The following is a 16,523-nucleotide window of genomic DNA, read 5'->3' on the forward strand; positions in this document are numbered from 1 at the left end:
ATCATGGCTATAAAAACAAAACGTCTGGCTCGCCAGGCGGGGTTCACCTTGCTCGAATTAATGGTGGTGATCGTTATTCTCGGCGTTTTAGCAAGTATGGTAGTGCCCAATTTAATGGGTAATAAAGAAAAAGCGGACGCGCAAAAGGCGACCAGCGATATTGTTGCGCTCGAAGGCTCGCTGGATATGTATAAGCTTGATAACCACCGCTACCCAACGACCGAGCAGGGTCTGCAGGCGCTGGTGACCAAGCCTGAGATCGCGCCGATCCCCAACGGCTACCGCGCCGACGGCTATATTCGCCGCCTGCCGCAGGATCCGTGGGGCAACGATTATCTGCTCGTCAGCCCGGGTGAACACGGCGCCGTAGACGTCTTCTCTGCCGGTCCTGATGGCGAAGCCAACACCGCAGACGATATTACGAACTGGTCTCTGGATAAGAAAGAGAAATAATGAAGAATCAACGCGGCTTTACGTTGCTGGAAATTATTCTGGCGCTGGTGATATTTGCCAGTTGCGCCATGATGGTTGTCTCAACAATACCCTCACGCAGCGGTGCGGATATATTTGGTCAGCAATTAAAAGCCCTCGTTGATTATGGTTCAGACCGCGCGGTCATGGACGGAAATATTGTCGGGCTGGTGATTGCTACCGATAAATATCAGCTGGTCACGCTCGACGATAAAAACGGCGAACGTCACTGGGTGCCGTTATCCGCAGGCCGTATTACCACGAAAGGCGATTTCCCGGAAGAGATGCACGTGTCGCTCTCGCCTCAGCGTCTGGCGGCTAACGTCGAGGCCGACCCCCAGATCCTCTTTCTGCCGGACGGTGAGATTGGCCGTTTTACGCTGACGCTGCAAAGTTACGACAAACAGCATCACTTCCGCGTGGTGTCGCAGGGCGCGGCCCCGGTTTCGGTAGAGAACGATGACTAAAGGCAAGGTTAAGCAGAACGGGATGACGCTCCTGGAGGTGATGGTGGCGCTGGTCATTTTCTCCACCGCCGCGCTGGCGCTGATGAATTCCGTCTCCCTGAACGTGCGCTTCACCCACGGGCTGGCCGAAACGCTGCAGGCCAGCTGGGTTGCAGAAAATCAGCTGGCTGAAGCCCAGCTTAGCAAAACCGATTTTCCCGATGCCGAGGAGCAGGGGACGGAAATCATGGGGGGGCGCAGCTGGTACTGGCATAAGCAGCGGGTGAAAACCGCCAATAGCGGTTGGGCCAATGCCATCCGCGTTTACGCCGAAGGCGATAAAAGCCAGCCGGTCATTTCGCTTCAGATCATTGGGCCGGGAGAAGAGAGCAAGTGAAGACGAGCCGACGCCAGCGCGGTTTTACCCTGCTGGAGATCATGATTGCGCTGACCATTTTTGCGGTCATCAGCACCCTGGCCTGGCAAATTCTCGACGGCGCGATGCGCACCAGTTCGGCAACCGATACCCGCGCGGCGAAGCTTAATCAGCTTCAGCGTGCCTGGAGCCTGATGGAGCGCGATTTTTTCCAGCTGCAGGCGCGGGCGCCGCGCAACGCGCCGGATCTGTTTTTACAGGATGGCGATGCCGTGGAATTTACCACGCTGAACGGCGTGAGTGGCACGGTCCAGCTGGAGCGCGTGCGCTGGCGGCTGGAAGAAGGGCGTCTGTATCGCGACGTCTGGCCGGTGATTGACAGCCCGGCGGACGTCAAACCCGATGAAGTGCCTATCGTCAGCGAGGTGAAAGCGATGCAATGGCGGTTTTATCACCAGGGCTGGCAAAAAAGCTGGGGTGACTCTGCCCATCTGCCAGACGGCGTGGAGCTTACGCTGACCATGGAAAATGGCGACACCTGGCGCTGGGTGTTTACCACGCCGGGAGAGATACCAGAAGCGGCGGCACCGGCGGCAGAAAACGCGCCTGCCCCGCAAAATGCGCCTGCGCCGGACGTGAAGCCATGAGCCGGGTCCATCAGCAACGCGGTGTTGCCCTGCTGGTTGTGCTGATCCTGCTGGTCATGATGTCGGCCCTGGCGGCCAAAATCAGCCAGCAGTTCTGCCGTAATTTGCAGAAAACCCACTATCAGGTGAGCCAGCAGCAGCTGCGCTGGGCAATGCAGGCGCAGGAAAAAGTGGTGAAAGACCGGTTGCAGAACGACGCCAGCGGCGAGAGCAAACCGCTCGACCCGGAGGGCGACTGGCACCAGCCGCTGGAGACGCAGGGTGAAGACTATACGGTGGTCAGCCAGGTCGACGACGCGCAGGACTGCTTCAACGTCAATAATCTGCTGGCCGCAGACAAAGTGGCTCAGGATCAAAATGCGTCAACCGTGCCGGAAAAGCCGCGAAAAGAGAAGATTGTCGAGCAGATCCTGACGGACGGCGGCATCAGCCAGACGGCGGCGGAAGAAATTTATCAGCAGCTGGTGGATTATCTCGACGGCGACGCCACGACGGTGAAAGAGGGCGCGGAGATGGACGCCTGGTCTGGCGTAGTGCCGGCGCGTCAGCCTGCGAATCAGATGATGCGCACCCTTGCCGAGATCAAGCTGCTGCCGGCGTTTCCTGCGGCAGCGTACCCGAAAGTGAGCAAGCTGTTATGCGCGCTGCCGGATTCGGCCAGCAAGGTGGATGTCAATACTCTGACGCCGGAGCAGGCGCCCTTACTGGCAGCCCTGTTCCCGGGAAAACTCACCGCGGACGATGCCGTACGCCTGATTGAGTCGCGGCCGGAAACCGGCTGGGAAAGTATGGACGTCTTCAGCAAAGCGCTGGAACAGGCCTTCCCGCAGTTGAAGGAAGAGTTGCCGCAGGTGGCCGGGCTGCTCTCCATCAACAGCCGGTATTTTCGCGTCAACTACACCGGCAATACCGATGAGTTAACGCTTCGCGTGGTGAGCCAGCTTCAGGTGAATAACGAAGCCGGTGAAATTGTGACGTGGCAACGTCGTTACCGAATGATTGAATAAGAAAAGTAGAACGCTATGAAACAGGTCCTTTTTGTTCGTCCCGACAGCCGTGAGGACGGGAAAATCATGTGGTGTGAGTCGGGAAGCGAACAGGTTACAACCCTGGACACCCCGCAGGCGCTGCATACCCTTGCCGACCATCCTCTGGCTGCGCGCGTGTGTCTGCTGCTGCCCGCCAGTGAGATGATCTTCCGCCACTTTACGCTGCCGAAGAAAATGGCGTCGCAGGCGACCGCCTTCTCGTGGATGGCGGAGGAGACTCTGATTGGTGAGGTGGACGATCTCCACTGGACGGTGCTGAACAAAAAAGGCGCCGAGGTGGACGCCGTGGCGATAGATTCCGCCCGCCTGCAGCAGTGGCTGACCCGCTTTCACGAGGCGGGCCTGAAGGTCATTCAGGTCCTGCCTGACGCCTGGCTGCTGCCGGTCACGGCGGGTGGAAGCACGCTGGTTGCGCGGGAAGAGAACTACTGGTTGCGCTTGTCGCCGCATATCGCCTGTAACGTTGAGGTTGGCCTGTTGCCGCTGCTGATGCAAAAAGCCGGAGAGGGCGAGGTCCGCTGCTACGGGGACATCCCGCCGGGCATTGAGGTTGACGAACAGCTGGCGGCAGAACATCCGCTGGTGCTGATCCAGCCGCAGTGGCGGGCGTGCCGCGTCAACGTGCTGCACGGTGCGTTCAGCGCGAAAGCGACCAGCGCGAGGGCGGCGAAAGGGATGAAGGCCGCCGTCGCGGTGATGGGGCTTCTCTCTTTGGGACTGCTGCTCGGCCCCCGCATCACCCTGGCGTGGATGCTGGCAGATCGGGAAAATCAGGTGCAGCAGGAGATGGTCGAGCTTTATCAACACCATTTTCCGAGTATGCGTCACCAGACCAACCTTAAGTACCATTTTGGGCAGAACATCAAGAAGCAGCCCAAAGGCATTTTTTTGCAGATGGACGAACTGGAAAAGATCCGTCAGTCCGTTCCGTCGATGGAAATTACGCTGTTTGAATATGACGACACGCAGGGAGCCCTGACATTAAGCGTGAGTGCGCAAAACGAGCAGGCATTACAGGAATTCATTCATCAGGCCAGCACGAATTTTGATTTTACGTTACAGCCTATTTCAAAGGACGCGCCGTATACGGCCATGATTACAGGGAAATATAAATGAAAGCGCGAATTGCACAGTTTACATCTCGTTATCAACAATACAGCACCAGAGAAAAATTCATTTTAAAAATAGCGGCGGGAGCTTTATGCAGCGCCGTCATCTATTACGCAGGGATAATTCCCCTGGATAACATGATAAAAAATAGCCAGGCGACGCTGGCGCGACAAATTGAAACGGTAAACTGGATGAAAACAGAAATTGATAAAAATCATCTGCCGGTGCTACAGGTGAAAACCGATAATCCACGCAGCGTGGTGGAGAATAGCGCGCATGAAATCAACCTGACGTTGACCGATATTCGTCAGGATGGTCAGACTCTGGCCTTTGTCGTGAACCGGGTCAACGTGTATGAATTAAAAAACTGGCTGCGGGAGATGAACCTCGCGTCAGGCGTCAGGCTGGAGAAAATGAACCTCACGCCCGTGGATCACCTGAGCGACGTGAAGGCCGAAATCCAGCTGACCTGGAAAAAAGTGGCATGAACGGGCTGATACTCGTCCGGGAGAGTTATCCCGTCGGGTTTGCCGCGATGAGCGGCGTGTTCGGCGCGATCCTGGGGAGCTTTCTCGGCGTTGTGGTGGATCGCGTGCCGGGGATGGTGCTAGAGGAGGAGAGCCGCAGCAACCTGCTTTTCCCGGCGTCACACTGTCCCGTCTGCCAGCATGCACTGCGCGCATGGGAGAACATCCCGCTGCTGAGCTGGCTGGCGCTGCGGGGACGCTGTCGTTGCTGCAAGTCGCCGATTCCGCTGCGGTTATTTTTACTCGAGCTGTTGACGGCGGTGTTCTTTGGCCTCACCGCCCGGTGGATACCGGACTTAGCATCCCTTTTCTCGCTGTGGGTGCTGGCGGCCTTTCTGCTGCCGCTGGCGATGATTGACGGACAGCACCAGCTGCTGCCCGACTGCCTGACGCAGCCGCTGCTCTGGGCCGGGCTGCTGTTCCACGCCTTCAGCCACGGGCTGCCCCTGCGTGATGCGCTGCTCGGCGCGGTGGCAGGCTATCTTTCGCTCTGGCTGGTGTACTGGGCGTTTCGTCTGCTTACCCGTCGGGAAGGGCTGGGCTACGGCGATTTCAAGCTGCTGGCGGCGCTGGGCGCCTGGTGCGGCTGGCAGTCACTGCCTGCGATTGAATTAATTGCCGCATTAAGTGGCATAGTGGGCTATTTGCTATTAAATAAATCGAATAAAAATAACCTAACCATCGCTTTCGGACCTTATCTGGCTTTTGCTGGAATAGCGCTCTATACCTGCCAGCTATTTGTGAATACCTATTAAATAACCGGGTCAAGTTTTTTTATCAATATTTTCGACGAGGAAAGAGAAAGACGACCTTTTATCCTCAGTGTATCGTAAAAGGCATAAGCTACACGGATTTTTAGCTTGTATCTTTTAATGGAGGAATACAACGCGTCTTTAAGGTTTGGATAACGGCTGTCTGCGTATTTAAAAACGCACTATGTGAATATTATTCCATGTTCTAAAGGAAGACATGGATCAATTTCGTTTACGAATAAATTTATCAGGAAAGAAAAATGAAATTTATTAAGCCTAAATATCTGGCGCTCTTTATTGCAGCGGCAACCGGTTCTGCATTCGCTGCTGCGCCAGGTGCGCCGACCATCGGCTCCGGCAATGACAAATTTGCGCTGGTCGAGGTGGATCAGGCCGCGCAGGATTACAACAGCCTCGTCAAGGTACATAACGACGGCGTGGAAGTGAAAGTCAAGTGGAACGTGTGGAGCGGCGACGCGCCAACGTCTGCCAAAGTGCTGCTGGATGGCAAAACCGTGTGGACCGGCGCAGCTGGTGCAAGCGGCTCAGCCACCTTTAAAGTGAAAAAGGGCGGACGTTATCAGGAGCAGGTTGAATTCTGTAATGCCAGCGGCTGCACCAAAAGCGCCAGCAAGCTGATCATCGTGGCGGACACCGACGGCAGCCATCTGCTGCCGCTGAACGCGCCGCTGCAGGAGAACAACAAAACGTTCGCCAAACATACTGATAAAGTGGTTGCGGCGTATTTCCCTGAATGGGGCGTTTACGATCGTAACTTCCCGGTTGATAAAATCCCGGCAGCGAACCTTAACCACATCCTCTATGGCTTCATTCCAATCTGTGGCGGCGACGGCATCAACGATGGCCTGAAAACCGTTGAAGGCGGTAACAGCTTCTCCGTACTGCAGCGCGACTGCGCGGGCCGTCCGGACTATACCGTCGCCATTCACGATCCGTGGGCTGCGCTGCAAAAACCGCAGTCTGGCGTCTCCAACTGGGACGACCCGTACAAAGGTAACTTTGGCCAGCTGATGGCGCTGAAAAAAGCGCATCCGGACCTGAAAGTGCTGCCATCCATCGGTGGCTGGACGCTGTCCGATCCGTTCTTCCACATGGGCGACCCGGCAATCCGTGCCCGCTTCGTCTCCTCTGTGAAAGATTTCCTGCAGACCTGGAAGTTCTTTGACGGCGTGGATATCGACTGGGAATTCCCTGGCGGCGGCGGCGTGAGCGAACATCTGGGTAACCCGCAGCAGGATAAAGCGACGTATACCGCCCTGATGCATGACCTGCGCACCATGCTGAACGAGCTGTCTGCACAGACTGGCCGTACCTATGAACTGACCAGCGCCATCGGTGCGGGCCGCGATAAGATTGAAGACGTGGATTACACCGCTGCTCAGCAGTACCTCGACCACATCTTCCTGATGAGCTATGACTTCTACGGCGGCTGGAGCAACACCGAGCTGGGCCACCAGGCCGCACTGCGCGCGCCGTCATGGCGTCCGGACACAAACTACACCACCGAGAACGGCGTGGACGCGCTGCTTGCTCAGGGCGTACAGCCAGGCAAGATCGTGGTGGGTGCGGGCATGTATGGCCGCGGCTGGACTGGCGTGCATGGCTACACCGGTGACAATCCATTCACGGGTACCGCAACCGGTATGGTGAAAGGTACCTGGGAACCTGGCGTGGTCGACTACCGTCAGATCGTTAACGAGTACAAAGGCAAGCCTGGCTGGGAATATGGTTACGACGCGAATGCTGAAGCGCCATATGTCTTCAATAAGTCTACCGGCGACCTGATCACCTATGAAGATGCACGCTCTACCGCCGCTAAAGGCAAGTATGTGCTGTCGAAAAACCTGGGCGGACTCTTTGCCTGGTCTATTGACTCTGATACCGGCGACATCCTGAACGCGATGAACGAAAGTCTGCTGGGCGGTTCTACCCCGGTCGATCCGGTCGTCACCAACCATGCGCCAATCGCGTCTTCTGCGGATCAGAACGTCTCTGGCCCGGCAACCGTCACGCTTGATGGTTCTGCTTCCAGCGATCCAGACGGCGATGCGATTACCTACAAATGGACCCAGGTTTCTGGCCCATCTGTAACTCTCTCCAACAGCACCAAAGCGAAAGCAACCTTCAACGTTGCGGCAGCGACCAGCGATCAGACCATGGTGTTCCGCCTGACGGTTACGGATGCTAAAGGCCTGAGCAACGCCATTGATGTGCAGGTTGTGAATAAAGCGCCAAAAGCTAACCAGGCGCCAGTCGTGAACGCAATGGAGGCAGTGACGCTGCAGGCAGGAGAAACCTATGCTCTGCACGCGCAGGCTGTGGATCCAGACGGTGATGCGATGACCTTCTCCTGGAGCGTGCCAGCGGATATGCATGCAACCGGTACCGATACCGCGAACGTGACGATTACTGCACCAGACGTTGCCACCACGTCTACCTATACGCTGAGCGTAGTTGTAGGCGACGGCAAAACCAGCGTGCAGTCTAACGTGCAGGTTACCGTGAATCCGAAACCGGCTGACGTTACACCACCGTCTGATGAGGTTACACCTCCGTCTGATGACGTAACGCCACCCTCTGATGAGATTACGCCTCCGTCTGATGACGTGACCCCGCCATCTGACGAAGGGTCTGCAACCGGTAGCTGCGATGCGCCTGTCGATGCTAACGCCAGCAAATATGCCGCGTGGGATGCCAGCAAAATCTACAACAGTGGCGATACCGTGAGCTTCGACCATCTGGTGTGGAAAGCGAAGTACTGGACGCAAGGCAACCAGCCTGGCTTCGGTGTGGATGCCTGGGAGCTGGTCAGCAACGTGAAGATGAACTGGCGTTCTGACCTGGTTTATAACGGCGGCGAAACCACAACCTACCAGGGCAACGTTTACCGTGCCAAATGGTGGACCCGCGGTGACAACCCGGCTAACAGCGATGTATGGGTGAAAGAAGGTCCTTCAACAGACTGCAAATAACCTTCTGAACCGTGGATTGCGGGAATGATATCAACCCGCACTAGTTGGTCACACCCCACTTCGGGTGTGACCAACACTTCGGCATTATCGCTAATGATGAGCGGAAAGAGGTTCAGTATTTAAAAAGCAGGTGCTCATGAAACGCGTGATTATATTTTTACTGCTGTTTAGTCAAAGCGTATTCGCGAACTGTTGGGATAACGCCGGACATTATTATCATGTCGATCCGTGGTTATTGTATGCAATTGCCAAAGTCGAATCCGGAATGAATCCCCACGCGGTAGGCTGGAACCACGACGGCACGCGTGACGTCGGGTTGATGCAGATTAACAGTTCACACTTCAGTGAGTTAGAACGTCAGGGTATTGATGAAAATCAGCTTATTAATGAGCCCTGTACCTCCATTATGGTCGGCGCCTCCATCCTGTCCGGGATGATAAACGTGTATGGCTATAACTGGGAAGCGGTGGGCGCGTATAACGCCGGATTGAAAAAAGAAAATTATCCGCAGCGCATGCGTTATGCCCATAAAGTGTGGGCGAAGTATCAGCAAATAAAATTGGGTAAATAACCGTAGCGTTATTTTTATTTTTTGAAGAATTCCTTTCGGTGTTCTTCAGAAAATGAAAAAGAACCACACTCTCGGGCTTATTTATTAAGGGAGTAATACATAAGCCGGGAATGTACTCACCCTAGTTGCTTAAATACAGGATTATTTGAAATGACGAAAAGGACATTACTGAGCGTTCTCGTGGCGGGGGCATGTATTGCACCCTTTATGGCCCAGGCTGCATCACTGCAGGCGGCCAGCAGTGAGCCGTACACCATGAAAGCCAGCGATCTGGCGAAAAAGGAAAAAGAGCTGACCAATTTCCCGCTGATGGTTTCGGTGAAGGATACCATTGCGACCCTGGACAATAGCCTCGTTGAGCAGATTGAGCCAGGTCGTGCCTCGAACCCTGACAACGTCAAGCGCGTTGAAGGGATCGTGAAGGCCAGCGACTGGGAATATCTCTTCCCGCTGCGCGCTCAGTCTTATACCTACAGTAACTTCCTGAAGGCTGTTGGTAAATTCCCGGCACTGTGTAAGACCTATAACGATGGTCGCGACAGCGACGCCATCTGCCGCAAAGAGCTGGCGACCATGTTCGCCCACTTTGCGCAGGAAACCGGCGGCCATGAGAGCTGGCGTCCGGAAGCCGAGTGGCGTCAGGCCCTGGTTCACGTCCGTGAAATGGGGTGGACCGAAGGCCAGAAAGGCGGCTATAACGGCGAATGTAACCCAGACATCTGGCAGGGACAGACCTGGCCATGCGGTAAGGACAAAGACGGCGACTTCGTAAGCTACTTTGGCCGCGGCGCGAAGCAGCTGTCTTACAACTATAACTACGGTCCGTTCTCTGAAGCGATGTTTGGCACCGTCCGTACCCTGCTCGACAAACCTGAGCTGGTGGCGGATACCTGGCTGAACCTGGCAAGTGCGATCTTCTTCTTCGCCTATCCGCAGCCGCCAAAACCAAGCATGCTGCAGGTTATCGACGGCACCTGGCAGCCAAACGATCACGATAAAGCCAACGGCCTGGTTCCGGGCTTCGGCGTGACCACCCAGATCATCAACGGTGGCGTAGAGTGCGGCGGCCCAACCGAGATTGCCCAGTCTGAAAACCGCATCAAGTACTACAAAGAGTTCGCGAACTACCTGAAAGTGCCTGTTCCGGCGAATGAAGTGCTGGGCTGCGCCAACATGAAGCAGTTCGATGAAGGCGGCGCCGGCGCGCTGAAGATCTACTGGGAGCAGGACTGGGGGTGGAGCCCGGATACGCCGGACGGTAAGACCTACTCCTGCCAGCTGGTGGGGTACCAGACGCCGTTCAGCGCGTTCAAAGAGGGTGACTACACCAACTGCGTTAAGAAGTTCTATAACGTGAACATCATTAACGACGACGGCTCAGCCGTGACCCCAGGAGAAGACAAAACCCCGGCAGACACCACGCCGCCAGCGGATACGACGCCAGCGGAAGATACCACCCCTGTTGAACCGGCTACCGTGAATCACGCCCCTGTGGCGCAGATTGCGGGCCCAATCGGGGCGGTTGAAGCGGGTGCGCAGGTTTCCCTGAGCGCGGAAGGCTCCACTGACGCCGACGGTAACAAGTTGACCTACACCTGGCGTTCCCAGGATGGCCAGACCGTGACCGGTCAGGACAAAGCGGTGGTGACCTTCAAGGCGCCAGAGTCTGCAACGGCTCAGCAGTACGAAATCGGCCTGACCGTCAGCGATGGTGAACTGACCAGCACCACGTCCTACCTGCTGAATGTGAAAGCGAAAGCCGAGTCTAAGGACGAAGGCACTTCCGGCTCTTACGCCGCGTGGAGCGCGAACAGCAAGTACAACGCAGGTGATATCGTGAACAACCACGGTAAACTGTTCCAGTGCAAACCGTTCCCGTACAGCGGCTGGTGTAACAATGCCCCGGCATACTACGAACCCGGCGCTGGCCTGGCGTGGGCTGACGCCTGGACGGCTCTGTAAAAGCAAACGGCAACCTTCGGGTTGCCGTTTTCGTATTTGCACCCTCTGTCTTTTACCGGGTGGCGCTGCGCTTACCCGGCCTACATGAGGCTAAGGGGCGAGGGGTCAGTACGGAGCCGTTGTAGGCCCGGTAAGGCGAAGCCGCCACCGGGTAAAAAGGCTAGCGATGCAGCTTCCCGTGATCCCGCAGCCACGCCGCCGTGCGCATAATCCCTTCATCCAGCGTCACAACCGGTTTATACCCCAGCTCATTCTCCGCCCGCGAAATATCCAGCGTGAAGTCAAAGTTGAGTTTAGAGACGCCGTAATGCGTCAGCGCAGGCTCTTTGGCTGTTTTACTGCCAAAGCGCTCCATGCTGCGGGCAATCATATCCAGCATTGGGTAGGGCACGGAACGGATACGGCAGTTGATCTGCAGCTCGTCGATCAGCCGCTGCACAATGCTGCGCAGCGTGCAGGGTTCGCCGTTAGTGATGTTGTAGGCGCGACCGGAGATCAGCTTATCGCAGTCCGGCTGGCTGGCCAGCCACATGGCGTGAACGGCGTTTTCGTAGTAGGTCATATCCACAAGGGCATCGCCGCCGCGCGGCAGCAGCACGCTGCCGTAATGGTGCATCATCTGCGCCAGACGCGGAATAAATACCTTATCGTGCGGCCCGAACAGGCTCTGCGGACGCAGGACCGTAAAGCGGGTGTGCGGGTTTGACTGCGCCAGCAGGTCGATGACCTCTTCGCTGGCCGCCTTGCTGCGGGCAAACTCGCAGGCAAAGCGAGCAGGGCGGAAATCTTCCTGCACGTCACGGTGGTGGTGATAGTCGAAATAGAGTGACGGTGACGAGATATGAATAAAGTTACGCACGCCCCAGGCAACGGCCCATTCCCCCAGACGACGGGTGGCCCGCACGTTGGCGAGATCGAAGGCTTCCTGGGTCCCCCACGGGGAGGTAAAACTGGAGCAGTGCCATAGCGTGTCGATACCGGCGAGCATCACCTTCGCCTGCGAGGAGACCAGCTCCGTCAGGTCGGCATGGACGAACTCTGCGCCCATTTTTTGCAGCAGTTTACCCATCGCTTCGTTGCGACCGGTAGCCCTGACGCTAATGCCCTTGTTGCGCAGAAATTCGACCGCATTTCGGCCTAAGCCGCTGGTCGCCCCGGTAACCAGTACCTTCATAGCTATCCACTGTGTTGAAAAGAATTTCGTGCGCATTCTTTCGTGAATTACGGCGCTATGCAATGGGAAAGGTGAAAGAAAGAGAGTTTTATTTAGATCTTTTCCGTCTTTTGTTCTGCCCGTTGCGCAATGCGTTTCGCCATTCCCCGGAAGATAAACAGGTGGGCAGGGATCATCAACAGCCAGTAGAACAGACCCGGCATTCCGTGCGGGTGCCACCAGGCGCGCACGTCCAGTTCACGATGATCGCCTTTGTCTTTCAGGGTAAAGCAGAGTCGGCCCAGCCCCGGGGCTTTCATGCCGAACAACAGCGCCAGCTGTTTTTCCGGTTCGACGACGATCACCTTCCAGCTGTCGACTGCGTCGCCCACCTCAAGATACGGGCGCGCCGGGCGGCCTTTCGCCAGCCGGTGGCCCACCAGCAGGTCCATCGCCCCGCGCGTTTGCCAGAGGAGATTACCGAAGAAATACCGTTCTTTGCCGCCAATCTGGTTCACCACCTCCCAGAGCGCGGCCAGGCTCGCGGAGGTTTTCACCGTGCAGCCCGCCTGTTTCGGGTAATAACCATACTCAGGCCGCCAGCGGGCAAAGGCCTGGGCGTCGTAGCCCCAGTCGCTGGAGTTCACCAGCTGTTCTTCTTCCTTGAGCGTATTGCGCACGGCATCGTCAAAGCGGATCAGATCCTGAGGAATTAAGGCGCGCAGCGCGCGATCGTCGGCCAGCAGATCGTGCTTCAGCCCCTGAATAAGCGCTTTGGCGGTCGTCGGCGGCACCGAGGTGATGACATTCAAAAACCACACCGAAATCCAGCGGGTCGGGAAGGGAATGGGGATCAGCCAGCGGCGGCGTCCGCTGACGCGCATGAAATGTTCGAACTGCGCCTGATAGCTCAGCACATCCGGGCCTGCCGCCTCGAGCACGCGGTGTTGCTCCGGCGGATGATCCAGCAGGGCCACCAGATAATGCAGCAGGTTCTCCAGCGCAATCGGCGTGGTGCGCGAACGGACCCAGCGCGGCGGCGTGAGCACCGGCAGGTTGTAGACCATATCGCGCATCACTTCGAAGGCGGCAGAGCCTGCGCCGACGATGATCCCGGCGCGCAGTTCGGTGACGGGGATATTTGCCCCCCGCAGGATGTCCGCCGTCAGCTGGCGGGCGCGCAGGTGATCGGACTGCTCGTGTTCAGGTGCCTGGAGTGAACTGAGAAAAATCACCTGCTTCACCGGGGTTTGCAGCAGGGCATCGCGGACATTCATCGCCACCTGACGCTCGTGGGCGATAAAATCCCCGCCTTCGCCCATGCTGTGTACCAGGTAGTAAAGGGTGTCGACCCCGTCCAGCAGCGCGGGAAGCGACTTTGGCCAGTTGAGGTCAACGTTGTGACAGGTAACGCCCGCTAAACTGAGTTTTTGCAGGCGTTCGGTGTTGCGTGCCGCAGCCAGCACCTGGTGCCCCTGCTGGCTTAACGCCGCGGTGAGATGCTGACCGATATACCCGCTGGCGCCGAGCACCAGAATGCGTTGCGGCACGTGATGCTCCTTATCGCTGTAAAAACGCCTGCCAGTGTTTTACCACGTCGGCCAGCTGCTCGCGGTTGACGTCGAGATGCATGACCAGACGCACCACAGGTGAGGCGTTGATCAGCACGCCACGTGCTTTCATGAACTCGCCAAGCGCAGCGGCGTGGTCATCGCCCACGCGGACAAACAGCATGTTGGTGTCGTGGCGCATCACGTCGGCGCCAATTTCACGCAGCTGCGCCGCCATCCACGCGGCGTTGTCGTGATCGTCCTTCAGGCGCGCCACGTTGTTTTTCAGGGCATACAGCCCGGCTGCCGCCAGAATACCCGCCTGACGCATGCCGCCGCCGGTCATTTTGCGCCAGCGGTTGGCGCGCTTGATGTAGTCCGCATTGCCCACCAGCAGGGAACCCACTGGGGTGCCCAGCCCTTTAGAGAGGCAGATGGTGAACGAGTCGCAATATTGCGTAATTTCTTTCAGCGCGCAGCCGTACGCCACCACGGCGTTGAAGATGCGCGCGCCATCCACGTGCAGACCGAGCCCGCGCTCGCGGGTAAACTCCCACGCCGCCTTCAGGTATTCGCGCGGCAGGACCTTGCCGTTGTGGGTGTTTTCGAGGCTGAGCAGACGGGTGCGGGCAAAATGAATATCATCGGCTTTGATTTTCGCCGCGACTTTATCAAGGGGCAGGGTGCCGTCCGGCGCAGCGTCGATCGGCTGCGGCTGAATGCTGCCGAGCACCGCGGCACCGCCTGCTTCGTAGAGATAGTTATGCGCGCCCTGGCCGACGATATACTCTTCACCGCGCTCGCAGTGGCTGAGCAGCGCCACCAGGTTGGCCTGCGTGCCGGTGGGCAGGAACAGGGCGGCCTCTTTTCCGCTCAGCTCTGCGGCATAGCGCTGCAGTTCGTTGACCGTCGGGTCATCGCCGTAGACGTCGTCCCCGACCGGGGCGGCCATCATCTCTTCGAGCATGGCGCGACTCGGGCGGGTAACGGTATCACTGCGTAAATCAATCATGGCATGTCCTTATATTTAAAAAGGCGATGCCAGATGTTTTACCTGAGCCAGTTGGTTTTTGCCAGTTCGATCACCTCGTCACCGCGCCCGCTGATGATCGCGCGGAGCATGTACAGGCTAAAGCCTTTGGCCTGCTCCAGCTTGATCTGTGGCGGGATGGCCAGCTCCTCTTTGGCGACGACCACATCCACCAGTACCGGGCCGTCGATGGAGAAGGCGCGCTGCAGGGCTTCATCCACCTCGGACGCTTTCTCCACGCGGATGCCGGTGATGCCGCAGGCCTCGGCGATGCGGGCAAAGTTGGTGTCGTGCAGCTCGGTGCCGTCCGTCAGATAGCCTCCAGCCTTCATCTCCATCGCCACGAAGCCCAGCACGCTGTTGTTGAAGACCACGATTTTCAGCGGAAGCTTCATCTGCACCACCGACAGGAAATCACCCATCAGCATGCTGAACCCGCCGTCGCCGCACATCGCCACCACCTGACGCTCCGGCGCCGTCGCTTTTGCGCCCAGCGCCTGCGGCATGGCGTTAGCCATCGAGCCGTGGTTGAACGAGCCGAGCAGTCGGCGTTTGCCGTTCATTTTCAGGTAGCGTGCCGCCCAGACGGTTGGCGTGCCTACGTCGCAGGTGAAAATGGCGTCTTCGTCCGCGAAATGGCTGATCTGCTGCGCCAGATACTGCGGGTGAATGGCTTTGTCGCTCGGTTTGGCGAGATCGTCCAGACCCTTGCGGGCATCGCGATAGTCGCTTAGTGCTTTATCGAGGAACTTGCGATCGGTTTTCTCTTCCAGCAGCGGCAGCAGGGCGGCAAGGGTAGATTTGATGTCGCCCACCAGCGCCATATCGACCTTGCTGTGCGCGCCGATGCTGGCCGGGTTGATATCAATCTGAATGATTTTGGCATCCGTCGGGTAAAACGCGCGGTACGGGAACTGGGTGCCGAGCAGGATCAGCGTGTCGGCGTTCATCATGGTGTGGAAGCCACTGGAAAAACCGATCAGACCGGTCATGCCTACATCGTAGGGGTTATCGTATTCGACGTGCTCTTTGCCGCGCAGGGCGTGGACGATCGGGGCTTTCAGCTTTCCGGCAAATTCCAGCAGCTCTTTATGCGCGCCCGCACAGCCGCTGCCGCACATCAGGGCGATATTGCTGGCGTAACGCAGCAGCTGCGCCAGCTTTTTCAGCTCCTCCTCGGCAGGCGTCACCACCGGCTGCGGGGCATGGTACCAGTGGGTGCTGGCTCCTTCCGGCGCGGCCTTGAGCGCCACGTCGCCCGGGATAACGACCACGGACACGCCGCGATTCAGCACGGCCTTGCGCATGGCGATCGCCAGAACCTGCGGGATCTGCTCCGGGGATGAAACCAGTTCGCAATAGTGGCTGCATTCACGGAACAGCTCCTGCGGATGCGTCTCCTGAAAATAGCCGCTGCCGATTTCGGACGAGGGGATGTGGGCGGCAATCGCCAGCACCGGAACGTGGTTACGGTGACAGTCGAAAAGGCCGTTGATCAGGTGCAGGTTACCCGGCCCGCAGGATCCGGCGCAGACGGCCAGCTCACCCGTAAGCTGTGCTTCAGCGCCTGCGGCGAACGCGGCAACCTCTTCATGGCGGGTCGGCATCCATTCAATGGTCTTCATCTTGTTAAGGCTGTCGCTGAGTCCGTTCAGGGAATCGCCGGTGACGCCCCAGATACGTTTTACGCCAGCCTGTTCGAGCGTTTTCGCTATATATGCAGCCACGGTTTGTTTCATGGTTGTCCGTCTCCTTTTTGTGATAACGCTTACAAGCTTAGAAGAAAGTCTCCGTATTGCCCGTCAGATCCCCCCAATTAAAAGGTGCTTTTCACGCGCAACGCTTCGGCATAATCTGGTGATACCTCAGTGAAAACAGGAATCATT

General features: G+C 57.4%; 15 protein-coding genes. 11 read left to right on the plus strand and 4 right to left on the minus strand.

Annotated features, from left to right (window positions below; genetic code table 11):
* Positions 1-3: 3 nt before the first annotated feature.
* From gspG to ACVCAM_RS00920, 11 genes are all read left to right on the plus strand, one after another.
* Entirely contained in the window at positions 4-453 is a 450-nt protein-coding gene (gspG, locus tag ACVCAM_RS00870; protein ID WP_008500018.1) for a type II secretion system major pseudopilin GspG, read from the plus strand.
* Positions 453-938: a type II secretion system minor pseudopilin GspH gene (gene gspH / locus ACVCAM_RS00875; protein WP_008500017.1), complete on the plus strand. Its 486-nt coding sequence runs from the start codon at positions 453-455 to the stop codon at positions 936-938. Before gspG ends, gspH begins: the two co-directional genes overlap by 1 nt.
* Positions 931-1,314 (plus strand): type II secretion system minor pseudopilin GspI, encoded by a 384-nt coding sequence (gene gspI, locus ACVCAM_RS00880; protein ID WP_023292909.1) that lies wholly within the window; start codon positions 931-933, stop codon positions 1,312-1,314. Before gspH ends, gspI begins: the two co-directional genes overlap by 8 nt.
* A complete protein-coding gene (gspJ, locus tag ACVCAM_RS00885; protein WP_025912913.1) occupies positions 1,311-1,940 on the plus strand; it encodes a type II secretion system minor pseudopilin GspJ in 630 nt (209 codons plus the stop codon). Before gspI ends, gspJ begins: the two co-directional genes overlap by 4 nt.
* A complete protein-coding gene (gspK, locus tag ACVCAM_RS00890) occupies positions 1,937-2,947 on the plus strand; it encodes a type II secretion system minor pseudopilin GspK (protein WP_025912914.1) in 1,011 nt (336 codons plus the stop codon). The genes gspJ and gspK overlap by 4 nt, the downstream gene beginning before the upstream one ends.
* Before the next feature lie 15 nt (positions 2,948-2,962).
* Positions 2,963-4,105 carry a type II secretion system protein GspL gene (gspL, locus tag ACVCAM_RS00895; RefSeq protein WP_025912915.1) on the plus strand — a complete coding sequence of 381 codons (1,143 nt, stop codon included), beginning with the start codon at positions 2,963-2,965 and terminating at the stop codon, positions 4,103-4,105.
* Positions 4,102-4,587 (plus strand): type II secretion system protein GspM, encoded by a 486-nt coding sequence (gene gspM, locus ACVCAM_RS00900; protein WP_021240906.1) that lies wholly within the window; start codon positions 4,102-4,104, stop codon positions 4,585-4,587. Before gspL ends, gspM begins: the two co-directional genes overlap by 4 nt.
* Positions 4,584-5,381 (plus strand): prepilin peptidase, encoded by a 798-nt coding sequence (locus tag ACVCAM_RS00905; RefSeq protein ID WP_023326999.1) that lies wholly within the window; start codon positions 4,584-4,586, stop codon positions 5,379-5,381. The genes gspM and ACVCAM_RS00905 overlap by 4 nt, the downstream gene beginning before the upstream one ends.
* A gap of 257 nt (positions 5,382-5,638) precedes the next feature.
* Entirely contained in the window at positions 5,639-8,371 is a 2,733-nt protein-coding gene (locus tag ACVCAM_RS00910; protein WP_447093483.1) for a glycosyl hydrolase family 18 protein, read from the plus strand.
* Positions 8,372-8,507: 136 nt separating this feature from the next.
* Positions 8,508-8,942: a type III secretion system invasion protein IagB gene (iagB, locus tag ACVCAM_RS00915; RefSeq protein WP_025912918.1), complete on the plus strand. Its 435-nt coding sequence runs from the start codon at positions 8,508-8,510 to the stop codon at positions 8,940-8,942.
* A gap of 150 nt (positions 8,943-9,092) precedes the next feature.
* Entirely contained in the window at positions 9,093-10,904 is a 1,812-nt protein-coding gene (locus ACVCAM_RS00920) for a chitinase (RefSeq protein ID WP_008500007.1), read from the plus strand.
* A gap of 160 nt (positions 10,905-11,064) precedes the next feature.
* Here the strand turns inward: ACVCAM_RS00920 and ACVCAM_RS00925 are convergent, their stop codons facing one another.
* From ACVCAM_RS00925 to poxB, 4 genes are all read right to left on the minus strand, one after another.
* Positions 11,065-12,078 carry an NAD-dependent epimerase/dehydratase family protein gene (locus ACVCAM_RS00925; protein ID WP_008500006.1) on the minus strand — a complete coding sequence of 338 codons (1,014 nt, stop codon included), beginning with the start codon at positions 12,076-12,078 and terminating at the stop codon, positions 11,065-11,067.
* Positions 12,079-12,170: 92 nt separating this feature from the next.
* Entirely contained in the window at positions 12,171-13,607 is a 1,437-nt protein-coding gene (locus ACVCAM_RS00930) for an SDR family oxidoreductase (protein WP_025912919.1), read from the minus strand.
* Positions 13,608-13,617: 10 nt separating this feature from the next.
* Positions 13,618-14,619, minus strand: a complete 1,002-nt coding sequence (gene ltaE / locus ACVCAM_RS00935) for a low-specificity L-threonine aldolase (RefSeq protein ID WP_025912920.1) — start codon at positions 14,617-14,619, stop codon at positions 13,618-13,620.
* A 38-nt stretch (positions 14,620-14,657) separates the two neighbouring features.
* A complete protein-coding gene (gene poxB / locus ACVCAM_RS00940) occupies positions 14,658-16,376 on the minus strand; it encodes a ubiquinone-dependent pyruvate dehydrogenase (RefSeq protein ID WP_025912921.1) in 1,719 nt (572 codons plus the stop codon).
* Positions 16,377-16,523: the final 147 nt, after the last annotated feature.

It is taken from the genome of Enterobacter sp. CFEC122 (genome assembly GCF_052983755.1).